The sequence below is a fragment of the Pseudomonas sp. KH_046_1 genome (assembly GCF_057839025.1).
Genome location: NZ_CM174481.1, coordinates 1,739,355 through 1,758,635 on the forward strand (window position 1 = coordinate 1,739,355; position 19,281 = coordinate 1,758,635).

Annotated in this window: 19 protein-coding genes and 1 pseudogene; 8 read left to right on the top strand and 12 right to left on the bottom strand. The window is 61.4% G+C overall.

What is annotated here, in order from left to right; all coding sequences use genetic code 11:
- The first annotated feature begins 9 nt into the window (after positions 1 to 9).
- The 4 genes from phnL to phnP are packed head-to-tail and all read left to right on the top strand — an operon-like array spanning position 10 to position 3,170.
- Positions 10 to 729 (top strand): phosphonate C-P lyase system protein PhnL, encoded by a 720-nt coding sequence (gene phnL / locus AC3IT9_RS07915; RefSeq protein WP_489272612.1) that lies wholly within the window; start codon positions 10 to 12, stop codon positions 727 to 729.
- On the top strand, positions 719 to 1,864 hold the full coding sequence (locus AC3IT9_RS07920; protein WP_150724505.1) for an alpha-D-ribose 1-methylphosphonate 5-triphosphate diphosphatase: 1,146 nt from the start codon (positions 719 to 721) through the stop codon (positions 1,862 to 1,864). The genes phnL and AC3IT9_RS07920 overlap by 11 nt, the downstream gene beginning before the upstream one ends.
- Positions 1,864 to 2,430, top strand: coding sequence for a phosphonate metabolism protein/1,5-bisphosphokinase (PRPP-forming) PhnN (gene phnN / locus AC3IT9_RS07925; protein ID WP_150757682.1), 567 nt, complete (start codon positions 1,864 to 1,866; stop codon positions 2,428 to 2,430). Before AC3IT9_RS07920 ends, phnN begins: the two co-directional genes overlap by 1 nt.
- Complete coding sequence (gene phnP / locus AC3IT9_RS07930; RefSeq protein ID WP_150753399.1) at positions 2,421 to 3,170, top strand: phosphonate metabolism protein PhnP; 750 nt, start codon at positions 2,421 to 2,423, stop codon at positions 3,168 to 3,170. Before phnN ends, phnP begins: the two co-directional genes overlap by 10 nt.
- A 3-nt stretch (positions 3,171 to 3,173) precedes the next feature.
- Here phnP and AC3IT9_RS07935 read toward each other — a convergent pair whose 3' ends face one another.
- The 3 genes and pseudogenes from AC3IT9_RS07935 to AC3IT9_RS07945 form a co-directional block, all read right to left on the bottom strand.
- Positions 3,174 to 4,055: a LysR family transcriptional regulator gene (locus tag AC3IT9_RS07935; protein WP_489272613.1), complete on the bottom strand. Its 882-nt coding sequence runs from the start codon at positions 4,053 to 4,055 to the stop codon at positions 3,174 to 3,176.
- 163 nt (positions 4,056 to 4,218) lie between these two features.
- Positions 4,219 to 4,377, bottom strand: a pseudogene (locus AC3IT9_RS07940) (SDR family oxidoreductase); the annotation flags it as partial.
- Between the two features lie 7 nt (positions 4,378 to 4,384).
- The gene (locus AC3IT9_RS07945; protein ID WP_150753397.1) at positions 4,385 to 5,590 is read right to left on the bottom strand and encodes an MFS transporter; all 1,206 of its coding nucleotides are present in this window, start codon (positions 5,588 to 5,590) and stop codon (positions 4,385 to 4,387) included.
- A gap of 235 nt (positions 5,591 to 5,825) precedes the next feature.
- Here AC3IT9_RS07945 and AC3IT9_RS07950 point away from each other — a divergent pair, with 235 nt between their 5' ends.
- Positions 5,826 to 6,455, top strand: a complete 630-nt coding sequence (locus tag AC3IT9_RS07950; RefSeq protein ID WP_489272615.1) for a hypothetical protein — start codon at positions 5,826 to 5,828, stop codon at positions 6,453 to 6,455.
- 95 nt (positions 6,456 to 6,550) lie between these two features.
- On the opposite strand, the gene AC3IT9_RS07955 is transcribed toward AC3IT9_RS07950, so the two are convergent.
- From AC3IT9_RS07955 to gcl, 8 genes are all read right to left on the bottom strand, one after another.
- Entirely contained in the window at positions 6,551 to 7,549 is a 999-nt protein-coding gene (locus tag AC3IT9_RS07955; protein WP_489272616.1) for a sulfate ABC transporter substrate-binding protein, read from the bottom strand.
- Between the two features lie 91 nt (positions 7,550 to 7,640).
- Entirely contained in the window at positions 7,641 to 8,465 is an 825-nt protein-coding gene (locus AC3IT9_RS07960; protein WP_489272618.1) for an ion transporter, read from the bottom strand.
- A gap of 21 nt (positions 8,466 to 8,486) precedes the next feature.
- A complete protein-coding gene (locus AC3IT9_RS07965) occupies positions 8,487 to 9,401 on the bottom strand; it encodes an urea transporter (protein WP_150724513.1) in 915 nt (304 codons plus the stop codon).
- A 145-nt stretch (positions 9,402 to 9,546) separates the two neighbouring features.
- A complete protein-coding gene (gene pyk, locus AC3IT9_RS07970) occupies positions 9,547 to 10,962 on the bottom strand; it encodes a pyruvate kinase (RefSeq protein ID WP_150724514.1) in 1,416 nt (471 codons plus the stop codon).
- Positions 10,952 to 12,232, bottom strand: a complete 1,281-nt coding sequence (locus tag AC3IT9_RS07975; protein WP_150724515.1) for a glycerate kinase type-2 family protein — start codon at positions 12,230 to 12,232, stop codon at positions 10,952 to 10,954. The genes pyk and AC3IT9_RS07975 overlap by 11 nt, the downstream gene beginning before the upstream one ends.
- Before the next feature lie 160 nt (positions 12,233 to 12,392).
- Complete coding sequence (locus tag AC3IT9_RS07980; RefSeq protein WP_151213349.1) at positions 12,393 to 13,286, bottom strand: 2-hydroxy-3-oxopropionate reductase; 894 nt, start codon at positions 13,284 to 13,286, stop codon at positions 12,393 to 12,395.
- 137 nt (positions 13,287 to 13,423) lie between these two features.
- Complete coding sequence (gene hyi / locus AC3IT9_RS07985) at positions 13,424 to 14,206, bottom strand: hydroxypyruvate isomerase (protein ID WP_150724517.1); 783 nt, start codon at positions 14,204 to 14,206, stop codon at positions 13,424 to 13,426.
- A gap of 142 nt (positions 14,207 to 14,348) precedes the next feature.
- Positions 14,349 to 16,124, bottom strand: a complete 1,776-nt coding sequence (gene gcl, locus AC3IT9_RS07990) for a glyoxylate carboligase (protein WP_046037663.1) — start codon at positions 16,122 to 16,124, stop codon at positions 14,349 to 14,351.
- A 281-nt stretch (positions 16,125 to 16,405) separates the two neighbouring features.
- Between gcl and AC3IT9_RS07995 the strand changes: the two genes are divergently transcribed.
- Both AC3IT9_RS07995 and AC3IT9_RS08000 read left to right on the top strand, forming a co-directional pair.
- Positions 16,406 to 16,846 (top strand): GlcG/HbpS family heme-binding protein, encoded by a 441-nt coding sequence (locus AC3IT9_RS07995; protein WP_046037662.1) that lies wholly within the window; start codon positions 16,406 to 16,408, stop codon positions 16,844 to 16,846.
- Between the two features lie 209 nt (positions 16,847 to 17,055).
- Positions 17,056 to 17,514 (top strand): REP-associated tyrosine transposase, encoded by a 459-nt coding sequence (locus AC3IT9_RS08000; protein WP_150724518.1) that lies wholly within the window; start codon positions 17,056 to 17,058, stop codon positions 17,512 to 17,514.
- A 103-nt stretch (positions 17,515 to 17,617) separates the two neighbouring features.
- On the opposite strand, the gene AC3IT9_RS08005 is transcribed toward AC3IT9_RS08000, so the two are convergent.
- A complete protein-coding gene (locus AC3IT9_RS08005; RefSeq protein WP_008020589.1) occupies positions 17,618 to 18,223 on the bottom strand; it encodes a TetR/AcrR family transcriptional regulator in 606 nt (201 codons plus the stop codon).
- Between the two features lie 134 nt (positions 18,224 to 18,357).
- On the opposite strand from AC3IT9_RS08005, the gene AC3IT9_RS08010 reads away from it, so the two are divergent.
- Positions 18,358 to 19,272 carry a DUF808 domain-containing protein gene (locus tag AC3IT9_RS08010; RefSeq protein WP_489272621.1) on the top strand — a complete coding sequence of 305 codons (915 nt, stop codon included), beginning with the start codon at positions 18,358 to 18,360 and terminating at the stop codon, positions 19,270 to 19,272.
- Positions 19,273 to 19,281: the final 9 nt, after the last annotated feature.

The window sequence follows — 19,281 nt, forward strand, 5'->3', positions numbered from 1 at the left end:
AACCCTGCGATGAATACCTTGATCGAGGTCCGTGACCTCTCGAAAACCTTCACTTTGCATCAGCAGAACGGCGTGGTCCTCAACGTGCTGCGCGCCGTGGATTTCAGTGTGGCGGGCGGCGAGTGCCTGGTCCTGCATGGCCAGTCCGGCGCGGGCAAGAGCACCTTGCTGCGCACCCTGTACGGCAACTATCTGCCGGCGGGCGGCAGCATCCGCGTGCAGCACGACGGCCAATGGCGGGAGTTGGTGGGCGCGGAGCCCCGGGACATCCTGCAAGTGCGCCAGCGCACCCTGGGTTATGTCAGTCAGTTCCTGCGGGTGATCCCACGTGTGGCGTGCCTGGATGTGGTGATGGAGCCGGCCCTGGCCCGTGGTTGGGCGAAAGAGCAGGCGCAAGCACGTGCCGAATCCTTGCTCACTCGCCTGAACATCCCGCAACGTCTCTGGCAACTGGCGCCAGGCACCTTTTCCGGTGGCGAGCAGCAACGGGTCAACATCGCCCGGGGATTCATGGTGGCGTGGCCGGTGATGTTGCTCGATGAACCGACAGCATCACTCGACGACAACAATCGCCAGGTGGTGCTGGAACTGATGAATGAAGCAAAAGTCGACGGCGCCGCGCTGATCGGTATCTTCCACGACCGCGTCGCCCGCGAGGCGGTTGCCGACCGCCATCTCGACATGACTCCCGCCGCCGTGAACCAAGAGGAATACGCCGATGCCCATTGAACAGATCCTCAGCAATGCCCAGTTGGTTACCGCTGACCGTGTGTTCTACGGCACCGTGGTGCTGCGCGACGGTTTGATCGCCGAGGTCGCCGAAGGCCCGAGCCGTTTGCCCCAGGCCCTGGACCTCAATGGCGATTATCTTCTGCCGGGTCTGGTGGAACTGCACACCGACAACCTGGAACGCCACATGACCCCGCGTCCCGGCGTGGACTGGCCGTCGGTGCCGGCGGTGCTCAGCCATGATGCGCAGATCATCGCGGCGGGCATCACCACGGTATTCGATGCAGTGTCCATCGGCGACGTGAACCCCAAGGGCAATCGCATGCAGAAACTGCCGGCGATGCTCGACGCTATCTCCAAAGCCTCCGACGCCGGGCTGACCCGTGCCGAACACCGCCTGCACTTGCGCTGCGAACTGTGCCACCCGGACACCCTCAGCGTGTTCCGCGATCTGGTGGAAAACCCGCTGGTGCAACTGGTGTCGGTGATGGACCACTCGCCGGGTCAGCGCCAGTTCGTGCTGGAATCCAAGTACCGTGAGTACTACATGGGCAAATACCACCTGACCACCACGCAGATGGATGACTTCATCACTTTGCAGATGGCCAACTCGCGCACCTACAGCGACCGCTACCGCGCGGCGATTGTCGAGCACTGTCTGGCCCTTGGCTTGTCGGTGGCCAGTCATGATGACGCGACCCTGGCCCACGTCGAGGAGTCGGCGCGCTACGGCATGACCATCGCCGAGTTCCCGACCACCGTCGAGGCCGCGCGCGGTTGCCGGGAGCACGGCATGAATGTGTTGATGGGCGCACCGAACATCGTGCGCGGCGGGTCGCACTCGGGTAACGTGGCCGCCGCAGATCTGGCCGCCGAAGGTTTGCTGGATATTCTGTCCAGCGATTACTACCCGGCGAGCCTGCTGCAATCGGCGTTTGCGCTGGCGGCGCAGAGTGAGCGGATCGGTCTGGCCGAAGCGGTGCGCCTGGTCAGCCTGAATCCGGCCCGGGCGGCTGGTTTGACTGATCGCGGTGAAATCGCTCCGGGGTTATGTGCCGACCTGGTGCAGGCCCGCAGTCAGGACGGTTTGCCGGTGGTCCAGCAAGTATGGCGACAAGCGAAGAGGGTGTTTTGATGGCAGGCAGGTTGATCTATCTCATCGGGCCTTCAGGTTCGGGCAAGGACAGCCTGTTGGATGCCGCGCGAACGCGGCTGGCCGAACGCGGCTGCCGTATGGTACGGCGAGTCATTACCCGCTCGGCAGAAGCCGTGGGCGAGGCGGCGCTGGGCGTCAGCGCGCAGCAGTTTGCCGACATGGAAGCTCAAGGGGCATTTGCCCTGAGCTGGCACGCCAATGGGTTGTCCTATGGCATCCCGCGGGAAATCGACGATTGGCTGGCCGCCGGCCAGGACGTACTGGTCAATGGCTCGCGGGGGCATTTGCAGAACACCCGCCTGCGCTATCCGAAGGCATTGGTGCTGTTGCTGACTGTAGATCAAGCGGTGTTGCGCCAACGACTGCTGGAGCGTGGGCGAGAATCATTGGTCGAGATCGATCAGCGCCTGGCACGCAACGCCCGATTCAACGAGCGGCTGCTGGCTGAAGATCCGGCCGTGCACCTGCTCGACAACTCCGGCCCGCTGGAGTCTACGGTCGAACGCTTGCTGGCCTGCATTGACGAGCAAGCCCCATGCGCCTGACGTTGCTGGGCACCGGTGATGCCCGGCAAGTGCCGGTCTACGGCTGCGAATGTGTGGCTTGCGATGCGGCCCGCCACGATGAACGCTTGCAGCGTCGACCATGCAGTGCGCTGATCGAGTGCGCAGATCAGCGTTGGTTGATCGACAGCGGTTTGCCTGACCTGTGCGAACGTTTCCCGCCGCGCAGTTTCAATGGCATTTTCCAGACCCACTACCACGCCGATCACGCCCAGGGCCTGTTGCATATGCGCTGGGGCCAGGGCCTGGTAATTCCGGTCCACGGTCCCGTGGACCCGGAAGGCCTGGCCGACCTCTACAAACACCCCGGCATTCTCGATTTCAGCCAGCCATTCGATAGCTTCGAAACCCGGCAGTTCGCTGCGCTCAGCGTCACCGCGCTGCCGCTGCAACACTCGAAACCGACCCTCGGTTATTTGCTGGAAGGAGAAGGGCGGCGAATCGCCTACCTGACCGACACCGTAGGCCTGCCGCCAGACACGTTGAGCTGGCTGCGGCGTGAGCCACTGGATGTGCTGGTGCTGGATTGCTCCATGCCACCGCAACCCCAGGCACCGCGCAATCACAACGACCTGAACCTGGCCTTGCAATGCATCGATGAGTTGCAACCGAAGTCGGCGGTACTGACCCATGTCGGGCATACCCTGGATGCGTGGTTGATGGAGCATCGGGGTGAATTGCCGGCGAATGTCAGGGGCGGGTTTGATGGGTGTGTGTTGTAGGCGTTACCCCGCCAGCAACCCCTGCACATACTCCACAAACGCCCGAGCCTTGGCGCTGGCCATCCGGCCGGTAGGGAAAACGGCCCACAAATCCAGGTTCGGCAGTGTCCAGTCCTTCATCGTCTCCCGGACCGAACCGTCGGCCAGTTCCGGCGCGAACATCCATTGCGAGGCCATGGTCAGCCCTTGATGGGCCAGCACGGCTTCACGCAAACCTTCGGCGGCGTTGACGCGGATCCGGCCGCTGATGATCACCGATTGTTCCTCGCCGGCCTTGTTGAACTGCCAATTGGCGCCGCCTCCGAGGGTGTAGAGGATTGCCTGATGCTTGCACAGGTCGGTGGGGCAGGTGGGCTCGCCGTGTTTTGCGAAGTACGCCGGCGTGCCCAGTATCATGCGTCGGCATTCGGCGATCTTGCGGGCGGTCAGCCCCGAGTCGCTCAACTCGCCCATGCGCAGGGCTATATCGACGCCTTCTTCCACCAGATTGACGTTGCGATCATCGAGCATCAGATCGATGTTCAGCGCCGGGTTTTGCTCCAGGAAGGGGCCCAGGTGCGGAACGATGTGCAGCCGGCCGAAGGTGACCGCCGCGCAGATGCGCAGGTTGCCACTCAGCCCGCTGGCAGAACCCCGTGCGGCGTTATCGGCCTCGTCGGCTTCTTCGATGGCGCGCTTGGCCCGTTCGAAAAAGGCCAGCCCGGCCTCGGTGGGCGTCAGGCCCCGGGTCGAACGCAGCAACAGTCGCACCGCCAACCGCGATTCGAGTTGCGCGATGGTTTTCGACACGGCCGGCTGGCCGATGCTCAGGCGCCGGGCCGCAGCGGAAAACGAGCCGGTTTCCACCACGTAGACGAAGGTTTCCATTGCGCCGAGGCGGTCCATTGAAGGTCCTTGTGAGAAGTCTTGAAGTTGCCGCAGGCCCCTGTAGGAGCGAGCCTGCTCCGGGCGGCGTTCCGACGATAGCGGTTTAACATTCAACATTGATGCTGACTGTCATGCCGCCATCGCGAGCAGGCTCGCTCCCACAAGGGATATGTGGCGACAGTCAGAACGCGGCTTTACCCACAGAAGCACCACCATCGACAAACAGCGTCTGCCCGTTGATGAACCCGCTCTGTTCCGACAGTAGAAACGTAATCGCCGAGGCGATTTCCTGAGGTTGTCCCAGGCGGCCCATCGGCACGCTGGCCAGATACCGCGCTTTTAGCGATTTATGCCGTCGCCAGCGAACCCTTCGGCGAAACACTCAAAAACCGCAACAATGCCAGCAACGGAAACGCGCTGCCGACGATCACGATCCACAACCAGCCGCCGTGTTCGTACACCGCGCTGGCCACCGAAGAGCCGAAGGCGCCGCCGATGAAGATGCTGGTCATGTACAGCGCATTCAGACGGCTGCGGCTTTTGCCGTCGAGGGCGTAGACCGCGCGCTGGCCGAGGACCATGTTCATCTGCACGCAGAAGTCGAGCACCACGCCTGTCACTGCCAGGCCGATGACGCTGTAGGCCGGATGGATAAACGCCGGCATGAAACTCAGGCTGGCGAACAGCAGGGCCAGCAACGAGGCGATGCGGGTGTGACCGGCATCGGCCAGGCGTCCGGCGATCGGGGCGGCGATGGCGCCGATGGCCCCGACCAGGGCGAAAATCGCGATCTCGCTTTGCGACAAACCGTGATTGCGTGCCAGTTCCAGTGGCACAGCGGTCCAGAACAGGCTGAAGGTGGCAAACATGCAGCCCTGGTAAAACGCCCGCTGGCGCAGCACCGGTTGTTTGCGCAACAGCGTCCACAGCGAGCCCAGCAATTGGCCATAGGAAGCACTGTGATCAGGTTCACGCTTGGGAATGGTCACGGCCAGCACGATACTGATGGCCGCCATCAACACCGCGGCAATCATGAACATCGCCCGCCAGCCGAAATGGTCGGCCACCACGCTGGACACCGGCCGGGCCAGCAGGATACCGAGCAGCAAACCGCCCATGATCCCGCCCACCACACGACCACGGGTTTCTTCCGGCGCCAGGTGCGCGGCCAACGGAATCAGGATCTGCACCGACACCGAACTGAACCCCACCAACAGCGAAATCAGCAAAAACACGTTCGGCTGATCGGTGAACGCCGCGCCCAGCAGGCTGACAATTGCCACCAGCGTGGTGATGATCATCAGCCGACGGTTCTCCAGCAGATCCCCCAGCGGCACCAGGAAAAACAGCCCCAGCGCATAGCCGATCTGGGTCAGGGAAACGATCAGGCTGGCCATGGTGTTGGTCAGGCCGATGTCCGGGGCGATCAGGCCGATGATCGGCTGGGCGTAGTAGATGTTGGCGACAATCGCGCCGCAGCAGAAGGCGAACAGCAGCACCATGCCTCGGGTCATTGTCGCGGTGCCGTGGGACACCTGGGTCGCTGGGTTCATAACGGGTCTCGCTGTACGGAAAGGAATGCGCGCAGGCTAATGGGCTGACTGAAACGGCGGAAGTGGGATTGGAGTGATAGCAGTCATTCCATTGCGGAATGACTGACGAACGCGTGTGTCGTCCGTCGAAGAGCCTTGCGTCAGAACTATGCAGGTGAATGATACATTCACTTACATCTTGTTCGATAGCGTGCTTATGTTCTCTCTTCCTGTCTCACCACCGGAGGGCCATCCCATGAAGGTGAAGTTTCGTCAGCTGATTCGCTGGGTTTGCGTCGTCACCTTGATCAGCGTATTCAACGTTGGCCTGGCTCAGGCCGAAGATGCGCCGGGCATGCGCATCGGTGTGCGCGGCGAGATCACCGGCGTCGGTCCGGACATTCTGAAAGTCCATGCCAACAGCGGCGACAACGTGGTGATCAACCTGACCAAGGACACCAAGGTCCGCGCCGTGACCCTGGCCAACATCGAAGACATCAAGCCCGGAAGCTACATCGGCTCCGCGGCTGTTCCCCAGGAAGATGGCACCCTCAAGGCCCTGGAGGTCCACGTTTTTCCGCCGGAGCTGGCCGGCAGTGGCGACGGTCATCGGCCGTTTGACCTGGTCAAGGGCAGCAGCATGACCAACGGCAGCGTCGGCGACCTGGTGGTGAGCAATGGCCGGGTGCTGACCGTCAACTACAAGGGCGGTCAACAGAAGATTCTGGTGCCCGAAGACGTACCCATCGTCAATCTGATGCCGGCTGATCGCAGCCTGTTGAAGGTGGGCGTGAAGATCGTGAGCTTTGTGACGCAGGGCGCTGACGGTACGCTCACCGCTCAATCCATCTCGGCGGGCAAGGATGGCGTGACGCCGCCGATGTAGCGGGGAGTCGCTCCCACAATGGATTTGCAGTGAATTCTGATACGTACAAAAAAGGCGACCTTTGCCCGGTCGCCTTTTTCGTTAATGCCCAGCGATTACTGACCGCTGTAGACCTGGTCGAAAACCCCGCCATCATTGAAGTGGGTCTTCTGCACGGTGCGCCAGTCGCCGAAGGTCTTCTCGACCGACAGGAAGTCCACTTTCGGGAAGCGGTCGGTGTACTTGGCCAGCACGGCCGGGTCGCGCGGGCGCAGGTAGTTCGCCGCGGCAATCTCCTGGCCTTGCGGCGACCACAGGTACTTCAGGTATTCCTCGGCCGCTGCCCGGGTGCCTTTCTTGTCGACGGTCTTGTCGACCACCGACACCGGTGGCTCGGCTTCGGCAGAAACGCTTGGGTAGATGACTTCGAACTGATCGCGACCAAACTCGCGGGCAATCATTTCCGCTTCGTTCTCGAAGGTCACCAGCACGTCGCCGATCTGGTTGGTCATGAAGGTAGTGGTGGCAGCACGGCCACCGGTGTCGAGTACTGGCGCTTGCTTGAACAGTTTGCCGACGAAGTCTTTGGCCTTGTTCTCGTCGCCGCCGTTTTTCAGCACGTAGCCCCAGGCCGAGAGGTAGGTGTAGCGACCGTTACCGGAAGTTTTCGGGTTCGGGACGATGACCTGAACGCCGTCCTTGAGCAGGTCCGGCCAGTCTTTCAGGGCTTTCGGGTTGCCCTTGCGCACGATGAACACGGTGGCCGAGGTGAACGGCGCGCTGTTGTTCGGCAGGCGCGTGACCCAGTTGTCCGGGACCAGTTTGCCGTTGTCCGCCAGGGCGTTGATGTCGGTGGCCATGTTCATGGTGATGACATCGGCCGGCAGGCCGTCGATGACCGAGCGCGCCTGTTTGCTGGAACCGCCGAAGGACATCTGCAGGACGATGTTTTCGTTGTGCTCGGCTTGCCAGTGTTTCTGGAACGCAGCGTTGTAGTCCTTGTAGAAATCTCGCATCACGTCGTAGGAAACGTTGAGCAGGGTCGGTGCAGCCTGGGCGATGTTGCCCAGGGCCAGGCCAGCGGCGAGAAGCGAGGCGCCAAAGAGTTTTTTCACTACGCATTCCTTGTTCTATTAAAAGTGGGGCAATTTGCCAGCGACTATAACTGGGCTCGTATAGTCCTTTAAAGATTAAAAAGCTCTTTACTTATTCCAGTTTTTTGAACAATGCGTTGCCACAACGGGAGCAGAACGACGCCTCGGGTTCATGGCTGTCTTTGGCACACACCGGGCAGTCGCAATGCAGCTGGCCGCCACGCATGGCCGTGGCCAGTTCGGCGGTGAAGATCCCGGTGGGCACGGCGATGATCGAGTAACCGGTGATCATCACCATCGACGAGATGACCTGGCCCAGTGCGGTCTTGGGCACGATGTCGCCGTAACCGACGGTGGTGAGGGTCACGATCGCCCAGTAAATGCCCTTGGGAATGCTGGTGAAGCCATGTTGTGGGCCTTCGACCACATACATCAGGGTGCCGAACACGATGACCAGCGTGCAGACGCTGAGCAGGAACACGAGGATTTTCTGCTTGCTGCCGCGCAAGGCATCGAGCAGGTAATGGGCTTGCTTGAGGTACGGGCCGAGCTTGAGCACGCGGAAGATCCGCAACATCCGGATGACCCGGATGATCAGCAGGTACTGGGCATCGCTGTAGTACAACGCGAGGATGCCAGGCACGATGGCCAGCAGGTCCACCAGACCATAAAAACTGAAGGCATAGCGCAGGGGCTTGGGTGAGCAGTACAGGCGCAGGATGTACTCGCCGAGGAAGATGATCGTGAAGCCCCACTCGATGTACGCCAGCAGGCTGGCGTAGTTCTGGTGGACGTCATCGATGCTGTCCAGGATCACCACCACCAGGCTGGCGAGGATGATCAGCAGCAGGCTGGAGTCGAAGCGTCGACCGGCAACGGTGTCGGTCTGGAAAATAATCACGTACAGGCGGTTACGCCACGTGTCGCTGCTGTTCATGCACATCGCCTTGGCCGCAAATCAGCGCAGCCTAGGTTGATTCTCCCCGGGAGCGCAAGGCGCGCTTTCGACCGTGGCTTTGCCGAACATTTGCACGACGCTGCGAATCAGCCAGCCGGCAAGAATGAACGGCGCGGTCAGCGTAGGCAGACCGATGGCGGCAAACGCCGGTGTCAGCAACAGCGCCAGGCCGATGCCAACCAGCGGCAGCCACGGTTGGCGACGCTGCGAGCTGAAGGCGAGGGCGGCCAGCACGGCGTTATAGCCACCGAGGCCGAGCAGTGCGGTATAGAAGTCGTGGTTCAGCAGGCTCCAGCCCATGCCCGCGACAGACGCCAACAACGCCCAGCAGAATGCGCGGCGATCAGCGATCAGTAAACCGGCGGCAATCATCGCACCGGCCAGCGGATGACCGAGGAACATCACCTGACCAATGCCTTTGAGGGGGGCGGCGAGCATGTTCAGGGTGCTGACTTCGATCAAGTGCGGCTCTGTCGACGGCGTGGCGAAGCACAGCAGCAACCAGCCCAGTCCGACGAAGGGCGCGGTGTAGGCCGGCAGGCATTGGCTGAACCGGACGCGCTTGAGCCACTGCTGGGTGACCATCGCGCTCAGGCCACCGGCGGCCAGAATCAGTGGCGGCATCATCGCCGACCAGGGGAAATACAGGCTCAGTAACAGTCCGAGCAGGACACCGTTGTAGCTGAACAACCCGGCCTGACGATCAGCCTTGGCATAGTTGCGGCGTTGCGCGGTGAGCAGCCCGGCGACACCGCCGAGCAAGGCGCCGCCGAGCAAGGCGGGCGCAGTGAACAAAATGGCCAGGACGCACAGCAGGCCGCACAGCGGATTGCGCTGGAGAAAGATCTGGCTGAAGCCGTTGAGCAATGCTTCGGCCCAGTCGGGGCAGTGGGTGTTGAAATGGTTGGCAGGCATGGCAGTTCTGAAAGTCAGTGGGACCGAGTTGCCCGCATCGCGAGCAGGCTCGCTCCCACACTGAATCTCTGTTCAGTCTTGATTCTGTGAACGACACAAAACCAATGTGGGAGCGAGCCTGCTCGCGATGAGGCCGGTACAGGCGTTAGATCAATGTCTCGATACGCAAAGAGTTAGTCGACCCCGGCTGGCCAAAGGGCACACCGGCGGTGATCAACAGTGTGTCGCCACGCTGCGCCATGCCCTGGGCCTGTGCGATCTCCAGTGCCGTCGAGCAGACTTCATCGACCTGACGCAGGCGGTCGTTGACCACCGAGTGCACACCCCACGCCACGCTCAGACGACGGGCGGTCTGCAGGTTCGGCGTCAGGTTGAGGATTGGCACCGTCGGCCGCTCCCGCGCCGCACGCAGGCTCGACGCGCCGGATTCGCTGTAGTTCACCAGCACCGCCACCGGCAGCACGTTGCTGATGCGGCGAATGGCGCAGCTGATCGCGTCGGAAACAGTCGCCTCGGCTTTCGGTCGGCTGACGTCGAGTTGAGTCTGATAGTCCGGACCGTTTTCCACCTGGCGGATGATCTTGCTCATCATCTGCACGGCTTCGAGCGGGTACTCGCCGGACGCGGTTTCCGCCGACAGCATCACCGCGTCCGCACCTTCGGCCACGGCATTGGCCACATCGGTGACCTCGGCGCGGGTTGGCGCCGGTGAGAAGCGCATCGACTCCAGCATCTGCGTCGCCACCACCACCGGTTTGCCGAGCTGGCGGCAGGTGCTGATGATGTTCTTCTGGATCTGCGGCACGCTTTCGGCCGGCACTTCCACGCCAAGGTCACCCCGGGCGACCATGATCGCATCGCTCAATTCGGCGATCTCGCGCAGTTGTTCGACGGCCGAGGGCTTCTCGATCTTGGCCATCAGGAATGCCTTGTCGCCGATCAGCGAGCGGGCTTCGCGGATGTCATCGGGACGTTGCACGAACGACAGCGCCACCCAGTCCACACCCAGCTCCAGACCGAAGGTCAAGTCGCGGCGATCCTTGGTGGTCAGAGGGCTCAGGTCGAGCACCGCTTGTGGCACGTTCACGCCTTTGCGGTCCGACAGTTCGCCGCCGTTGAGCACGGTGGTGTCGATGGCGTCGGCGTACTTGGTCACCACCCGCAGACGCAACTTGCCGTCGTCCAGCAGCAGGTCCATGCCGGGTTCCAGCGCGGCGATGATTTCCGGGTGGGGCAGGTTGACCCGGCGCTCATCGCCCGGCGTGGCATCGAGGTCCAGGCGCAAGGCCTGGCCGCGCACCAGCTGCACCTTACCTTCGGCGAACTTGCCGACCCGCAGTTTCGGGCCTTGCAGGTCCATCAGGATGCCCAATGGATAATTCAGCTGGCGCTCGACTTCACGAATCCACTGAAAACGCTGGGCGTGGTCGGCGTGATCGCCATGGCTGAAGTTCAGGCGGAAGATGTTGACCCCGGCCAGCACCAGCTCACGGATGGCGTCGATGCCGTCGGTGGCCGGGCCGAGCGTGGCGAGGATTTTGACCTTTTTATCAGGCGTCATGTTTAGTGCTCTCAAGGATCAGAATGGCGCGGAAGTCGTTGACGTTGGTACGGGTCGGCTCGGTGACGATCAGGGCGTCCAGCGCCTCGAAGTAGCCGTAGCCGTTGTTGTTGTCCAACTCGTCGCTGGCGCTCAGGCCCTTTGCCGCGGCGCGGGCGTAGCTGTCCGGGGTCATGATCGCGCCGGCGTTGTCTTCGGAACCGTCGATGCCGTCGGTGTCACCGGCCAGCGCGTAGACGCCGGGCAGGCCCTTGAGGCTGTCGGTCAGGCTGAGCAGGAACTCGGCATTGCGTCCGCCACGGCCATTGCCGCGCACGGTGACGGTGGTTTCACCGCCAGAGAGAATCACGCAGGGCGCCGCCAGCGGCTGGCCATGCAGGACGATCTGTCGTGCGATGCCGGCGTGGACTTTCGCCACCTCGCGGGATTCGCCTTCGAGGTCGCCGAGGATCAGCGGGCTGAACCCGGCCTGACGGCATTTCACCGCGGCCGCTTCAAGGGATTGCTGCGGGCGGGCGATCAACTGGAAATGACTGCGGGCCAGGCTCGGGTCGCCGGGTTTGACGGTTTCCGACTCGGGGCTTTGCAGCCAGGTGCGCACCGAAGCCGGAACCTCGATGGCGTAGCGCTTGAGGATCGCCAGCGCTTCGGCCGACGTGCTCGGGTCGGCCACGGTAGGGCCGGAGGCGATGACCGTGGCGAGGTCGCCCGGCACATCGGAAATTGCATAGGTGTAGACCGTGGCAGGCCAGCAGGCTTTGCCCAGGCGGCCGCCCTTGATCGCCGAGAGGTGCTTGCGCACGCAGTTCATCTCGCCGATGGTGGCGCCGGACTTGAGCAGGGCTTTGTTGATCGACTGCTTGTCGGCCAGGGTGATGCCTTCGGCCGGCAGTGCCAGCAGGGCAGAACCACCACCGGAGAGCAGGAAGATCACGCGGTCGTTTTCGCTCAGGTCGCTGACCAGTTCCAGCACACGCTTGGCCACGGCCAGGCCAGCGGCATCAGGCACCGGATGCGCGGCTTCGACCACTTCGATTTTTTCGCAAGGTGCGCCGTGACCGTAACGGGTCACCACCAGGCCGCAGATTTCACCCTGCCAGCAGCGCTCGACCACCTGGGCCATGGCGGCTGCGGCTTTGCCGGCGCCAATGACGATCACGCGGCCGCTACGGTCGGCAGGCAGATGGGCTTCGAGGACTTGTTGCGGATGCGCCGCGTCGATGGCTGTGGCAAACAGCTCGCGCAGCAATTGTTGCGGATCGACCGACATGGCGGGCTCCCGGAATTCTTGTTATTCGAAAGGGCAACTCTGATCTCTGTAGGAGTGAGCCTGCTCGCGATCCAGGCACCGCGGTGTATCAGGTACACCGCGGTGATTTCATCGCGAGCGGGCTCACTCCTACAGGTTTGAAGCGGTGTGGGGCAGGGGCTTACTTCTTGTCGCGAATCGAGAAGTTCGCCATGTGTTCCAGACCCTTGATCAGCGCCGAGTGGTCCCAGTTGCTGCCACCGATGGCCGCGCAGGTGCTGAACACTTGCTGGGTGTTGGCGGTGTTCGGCAGGTTGATGTTCAGCTCCTTGGCGCCTTGCAGGGCCAGGTTCAGGTCCTTCTGGTGCAGGCTGATGCGGAAGCCTGGATCGAAGGTGCCCTTGATCATGCGCTCGCCGTGCACTTCGAGGATCTTCGAGGACGCGAAACCGCCCATCAGTGCTTCACGCACCTTGGCTGGATCGGCACCGTTTTTCGAAGCGAACAGCAGGGCTTCAGCCACGGCCTGGATGTTCAGGGCCACGATGATCTGGTTGGCCACCTTGGCGGTTTGACCGTCGCCGTTGCCACCGACCAGGGTGATGTTCTTGCCCATGGCCTGGAACAGCGGCAGGGCACGTTCGAAGGCGTCGGCATCGCCGCCGACCATGATGCTCAGGGTCGCAGCCTTGGCGCCGACTTCACCACCGGACACCGGGGCGTCGAGGTATTGCGCGCCTTTTTCGTTGATCTTGGCCGCGAAAGCCTTGGTGGCGGTCGGCGAGATCGAGCTCATGTCGATGACGACTTTGCCTTTGCCCACGCCGGCAGCGATGCCGTCGGCACGGAACAGCACGTCGTCGACCTGCGGGGTATCGGGCACCATGACGATGATGAACTCGGCTTCCTGGGCAACTTCTTTCGGGTTCGCCAGGGCAACGGCGCCAGCGGCGACCAGGTCGGCAGGCGCAGGGTCGTGGTGCGCCGACAGGAACAGGCTGTGACCGGCTTTCTGCAGGTTCGCCGCCATTGGGTGGCCCATGATGCCGGTGCCGATAAATCCGATTTTAGCCATGAGAAAATCCTCTTGTTTTGTGCTTTCTGTAGGAGCGAGCCTGCTCGCGAAAAAACTCAACGAAAACGCGTGCTGCCTGAGTAAACGCGGCGCCTGATCGTTCTTCGCGAGCAGGCTCGCTCCTACAGGGATATGTGTTAGATCGCGTTATGGGTCTTCAACCAGCCCAGGCCCGCTTCAGTGGTGGTCAGCGGCTTGTATTCGCAACCGACCCAGCCCTGATAACCGATGCGATCCAGGTGTTCGAACAGGAAGCGGTAGTTGATTTCACCGGTACCAGGTTCGTTGCGCCCCGGGTTGTCCGCGAGCTGCACGTGGTTGATCTCGCCCAGGTGCGATTGCAGGGTGCGGGCCAGATCGCCTTCCATGATTTGCATGTGGTAGATGTCGTATTGCAGGAACAGGTTGGCGCTGCCGACCTGCTCGCGAATCGACAGGGCTTGCGCCGTGTTGTTCAGGTAGAAGCCTGGGATGTCACGGGTGTTGATCGCTTCCATCACCAGCTTGATGCCCGCCGCTTGCAGCTTGTCGGCCGCGTACTTGAGGTTGGCGACGAAGGTTTTCTCCACGGTGGCATCGTCAAAGCCCTGCGGACGAATACCGGCCAGGCAGTTGACCTGGGTGTTGCCCAGCACTTGCGCGTAAGCGATGGCCAGGTCGACACCGGCACGGAACTCTTCGACCCGATCCGGCAGGCACGCGATACCACGCTCGCCCTTGGCCCAGTCACCGGCCGGCAGGTTGAACAGCACCTGGGTCAGGCCGTGCGCGTCGAGCTGGGTCTTGATTTCGGCGGAGCTGAAGTCGTACGGGAACAGGTATTCGACACCAGTGAAGCCGGCCTTGGCGGCCGCTTCGAAACGGGCGAGAAAGTCCTGTTCGGTGAACAGCATGGACAGGTTGGCTGCGAAACGCGGCATGGTGGTCTCCCGTAAATGTGTGAAGGCCCCTTGTAGGAGCGAGCTTGCTCGCGAAAGCGGTGGGTCAGTCAACATTGATGTTGAATGTGCCGGCCTCATCGCGAGCAGGCTCGCTCCTACATGGAGAGCGATCAGCTGTTAATTAATCCAGCAACGAAATCGCAGTCGGTGCGTCGTCGCCGACCAGCGCCAGGTCTTCGAATTCGTTGACGGCGTTGATCTCGGTACCCATGGAAATGTTGGTCACGCGCTCCAGGATGATCTCGACGATCACCGGAACCTTGAACTCTTCGATCAGCTCCTGGGCCTTGCGCAGGGCAGGCTGGATCTGGGACGGTTCGAACACACGCAGTGCCTTGCAGCCGAGGCCTTCGGCAACTGCGACGTGGTCGACACCGTAGCCGTTGAGTTCCGGCGCGTTCAGGTTGTCGAAGGACAGCTGCACGCAGTAGTCCATGTCGAAACCGCGCTGCGCCTGACGGATCAGACCCAGGTACGAGTTGTTCACGACAACGTGGATGTACGGCAGCTTGAACTGCGCGCCCACCGCCAATTCTTCGATCATGAACTGGAAGTCATAGTCCCCCGACAGGGCCACGACTTTACGGTTCGGATCGGCCTTGACCACGCCCAGCGCTGCCGGAATGGTCCAGCCCAACGGGCCAGCCTGGCCGCAGTTGATCCAGTGGCGCGGCTTGTAGACGTGCAGGAACTGTGCGCCGGCAATCTGCGACAGACCGATGGTGCTGACGTAGCAGGTGTCTTTGCCGAACACCTGGTTCATTTCTTCGTAAACGCGTTGCGGCTTGACCGGCACGTTGTCGAAGTGAGTCTTGCGCTGCAGGCTGGCTTTACGCTGCTGGCAGTCTTGCAGCCAGGCACTGCGGTTCTTCAGCTTGCCGGCGGCTTGCCATTCGCGAGCGACTTCGATGAACACGGTCAGCGCGGCAGCGGCGTCGGAAACGATGCCCAGGTCCGGGGTGAACACGCGGCCGATCTGGGTCGGTTCGATATCAACGTGAATGAACTTGCGGCCTTCGGTGTAGACGTCAACGGAACCGGTGTGACGGTTAGCCCAACGGTTACCCACGCCCAGAACCACGTCGGACTTGAGCATGGTTGCGTTGCCGTAGCGGTGCGAAGTTTGCAAGCCAACCATACCCACCATCAGCGGGTGATCGTCCGGGATGGTGCCCCAGCCCATCAGGGTCGGGATGACCGGGATGCCGGTCAGCTCAGCGAACTCGACCAGCAGATCGCTGGCATCGGCGTTGATGATGCCACCACCGGCGACCAGCAATGGACGCTCGGCCTGATCCAGCATGGCCAAGGCTTTTTCAACCTGGACGCGGGTAGCGCTCGGCTTGGCCAATGGCAGTGGCTGGTAGGCGTCGATGTCGAATTCGATTTCGGCCATCTGCACGTCGAACGGCAGGTCGATCAGCACCGGGCCTGGACGGCCTGAGCGCATTTCATAGAAGGCCTTCTGGAACGCATAAGGCACCTGGCCCGGTTCCATGACGGTGGTCGACCACTTGGTGACTGGCTTGACGATGGTGGTGATATCGACAGCCTGGAAGTCTTCCTTGTGCATACGGGCGCGGGGTGCCTGGCCGGTAATGCAGAGGATTGGAATCGAGTCGGCCGAGGCGCTGTAGAGCCCGGTGACCATGTCGGTGCCGGCAGGGCCGGAAGTCCCGATGCACACGCCGATGTTGCCGGCCTTGGTGCGGGTGTAGCCCTCGGCCATGTGCGAGGCGCCTTCAACGTGGCGAGCGAGTACGTGATCGATGCCGCCGACCTTTTGCAAGGCGGAGTACAGCGGGTTGATGGCGGCACCCGGGATGCCAAAAGCGGTATCGACCCCTTCACGGCGCATCACCAGAACGGCGGCTTCGATTGCTCTCATTTTGCTCATGGTTTTGTGCCTCTTTACGTTTTGTAATTGTATACAAGTGGCTTTGCGCAGAGTGTATTCACGGCGGACGGCGCAGGTCAATCCATTTTCTCAAGCGCTTGTTTCATTCGTCGGAAGCCCGTTCTACTGTGGCTTTTCGTCGCATGTGGCGCCTTTCGAGAATTATTGTATACAAAAAAATAATTCATTGTGTTCTATTTGTTGCATCGGGCTGCGACGCAAGCGCGCAGCACAACGGCGCAGCCCACCGACTTTCCGAAAAACAAAATGAGGACGGCACCATGAGCGCTTTAACCTTGAAAGTCGCAGTCAACCTGGTCAATGAGGCCATCACCGCAGGGCGTGCAATCTCTGCGGCACCCTTGACCATTGCGGTACTGGATGCCGGCGGGCATCTGATCGCCCTGCAACGCGAAGACGGCGCCAGCCTGCTGCGCCCACACGTCGCCATCGGCAAAGCCTGGGGCGCCATCGCGCTGGGCAAGGGTTCACGCCTGCTGGCGCTCGACGCCCAGCAACGCCCGGCGTTTATCGCCGCGTTGAACAGCCTGGGGCAGGGCAGCGTCGTGCCGGCACCGGGTGGTGTGCTGGTTCGCGATCAGGACGGGAACGTGCTGGGGGCGGTGGGGATCAGCGGCGATTTGTCGGATGTCGACGAGCAGTGCGCGATCAATGCGATCGAGGCGTTGGGGTTGGTGGCGGATGCGGGGGTGGCGGCTTGATCGGCAGCGCCTGACCTAATGCCATCGCGAGCAGGCTCGCTCCTACAGGGTTTGTGGTCGGACACAAAATTGTCTGAATGCCAGAACCCCTGTAGGAGTGAGCCTGCTCGCGATAGCTATCTACCAGACACATCCAGTCAATAGTGTGCCCCACCCACTTGAATCCACAGAGCTAGCCTTCTCATGACCTGATCATGGGAGGCGATGGAATGCCGGATTTACCTGCCGCAAATCGATTGAGAATCGGCCGCTATGCCGAAACCAGCCGAATTTATCTGTTAACCACCAATACACTTCACAGGACCCCGGTTTTCAAGGATTTCACCTTGGGCAGGCTGGTGGTCGATCAATTTCGAAATGCACAGAATCTAGGCTTTGCGAACTCGTTGGCCTGGGTGGTCATGCCGGATCATTTTCATTGGCTAATTGAGTTGCAGAAGGGGTCTTTGAGTGAGCTGATGCAAAAAACCAAGTCGATGAGTACCAAAGCCGTGAAGCAGTCTACCGGTCGAACTACCGGTCTCTGGCAGAGAGGATTTCATGATCGGGCACTGCGGCGGGAAGAGGATTTGGTGAAGATGGCGCGGTATGTAGTAGCCAACCCGTTGCGGGCTGGACTGGTGGAAAAGCTTGGCGACTATCCGTTGTGGGATGCGATCTGGGTTTGAGCTGAAACCGTGTCGTCTCGATCGCGAGCAGGCTCACTCCTACAGGGGAATGCATTCCAAATGTAGGAGTGAGCCTGCTCGCGATTGGTAGCACCGCTGTCCATCAATCCGGCTCACACCCCTTGAGCACCAACCGGATAATCGTCTGCGCCGCCGCTTCATAATCTTCTTCATCCAGCCTGGCCTTGCCGGTGATGGCGGTGATTTGCCAGTCGAAGTCGGCGTAGGTCTGGGTCGCGGCCCAGATGCTGAACATCAGGTGATTGGGGTCGATGGGGGCGATTTGCCCGCGGTCGATCCAGGTCTGGATGCACTCGATGTTGTGTTTGGCCTGGCCATTGAGCTGTTCGACCAGATCGCTGCTCAGGTGGGGGGCGCCATGCATGATTTCGCTGGCGAACACCTTGGAGGCGAAAGGCAGGTCGCGGGAGATGCGGATCTTCGAGCGAATGTAGCCACTGAGCACTTCACCGGGCTCGCCGTCCGGATTGAACGGAGTCGAAGCCTGCAGGATGGGCTCGATGATGCTTTCCAGAACCTCGCGGTAGAGGTTCTCCTTGGATTTGAAGTAGTAGTAGACGTTGGGCTTGGGCAATCCCGCCTTGGCTGCGATGTCGCTGGTTTTGGTCGCAGCGAAGCCTTTATCGGCGAATTCCTCACTGGCGGCACGCAGGATCAGTTGTTTGTTGCGCTCGCGGATAGTGCTCATAAACCGGGTGATTCCTTGCCTGTTCTGGCGGTTGCGCATGGTATCACCGGCCTCGCGCGGCGCTCAAGAATGCACCGCAGCCCGTGATGTCGCGCTATGCTGCTGCGCATTCATTGCAGAAGGAAACCCGATTCATGGCAGGAAGCAGTTTGCTGGTGCTGATCGACGACATCGCGACCGTGCTGGACGACGTGTCTTTGATGACCCAAATGGCCGCCAAGAAAACGGCCGGCGTACTCGGCGACGACCTGGCACTCAATGCCCAGCAAGTCAGCGGCGTGCGTGCCGAACGGGAAATCCCGGTGGTCTGGGCGGTCGCCAAGGGTTCGTTCATCAATAAACTGATCCTGGTGCCGTCGGCGCTGGCGATCAGTGCATTCATTCCGTGGCTGGTCACGCCGTTGTTGATGGTCGGTGGCGCCTATCTGTGCTTCGAAGGGTTTGAGAAGCTCGCCCACAAGTTTTTGCACAGCAAGGCTGAAGATGTCGCCGAGCATGCGCAGTTGGTCGAGGCGGTGGCCGATCCTGCCATCGACCTGGTGGCGTTCGAGAAGGACAAGATCAAAGGCGCGATCCGCACCGACTTCATTCTTTCGGCGGAAATCATCGCCATCACCCTCGGCACGGTGGCCGGCGCTCCATTGACTCAGCAAATCATCGTGCTTTCGGGCATTGCCATCGTCATGACGGTCGGCGTTTATGGCCTGGTAGCGGGTATCGTCAAGCTCGACGATCTGGGCCTGTGGTTGACCCAGAAGCCCGGGCAGATGGCGAAAAGCATTGGCGGCGGGATTCTGCGTGCGGCACCGTACATGATGAAAAGCCTGTCGGTGATTGGTACGGCGGCGATGTTCCTGGTGGGCGGCGGGATCCTCACGCACGGTGTGCCGGTGGTGCATCACTGGATCGAAAGTGTCGGCGCGGCGGCGGGTGGCGGCGGATTTATCGTGCCGGTGCTGCTCAATGGCGTGGCGGGGATTATCGCGGGGGCGGTGGTATTGGTTGGCGTGATGGCCGTCAGCAAGATCTGGAAAGCCCTCAAAGGCTGAAGGCAGCAC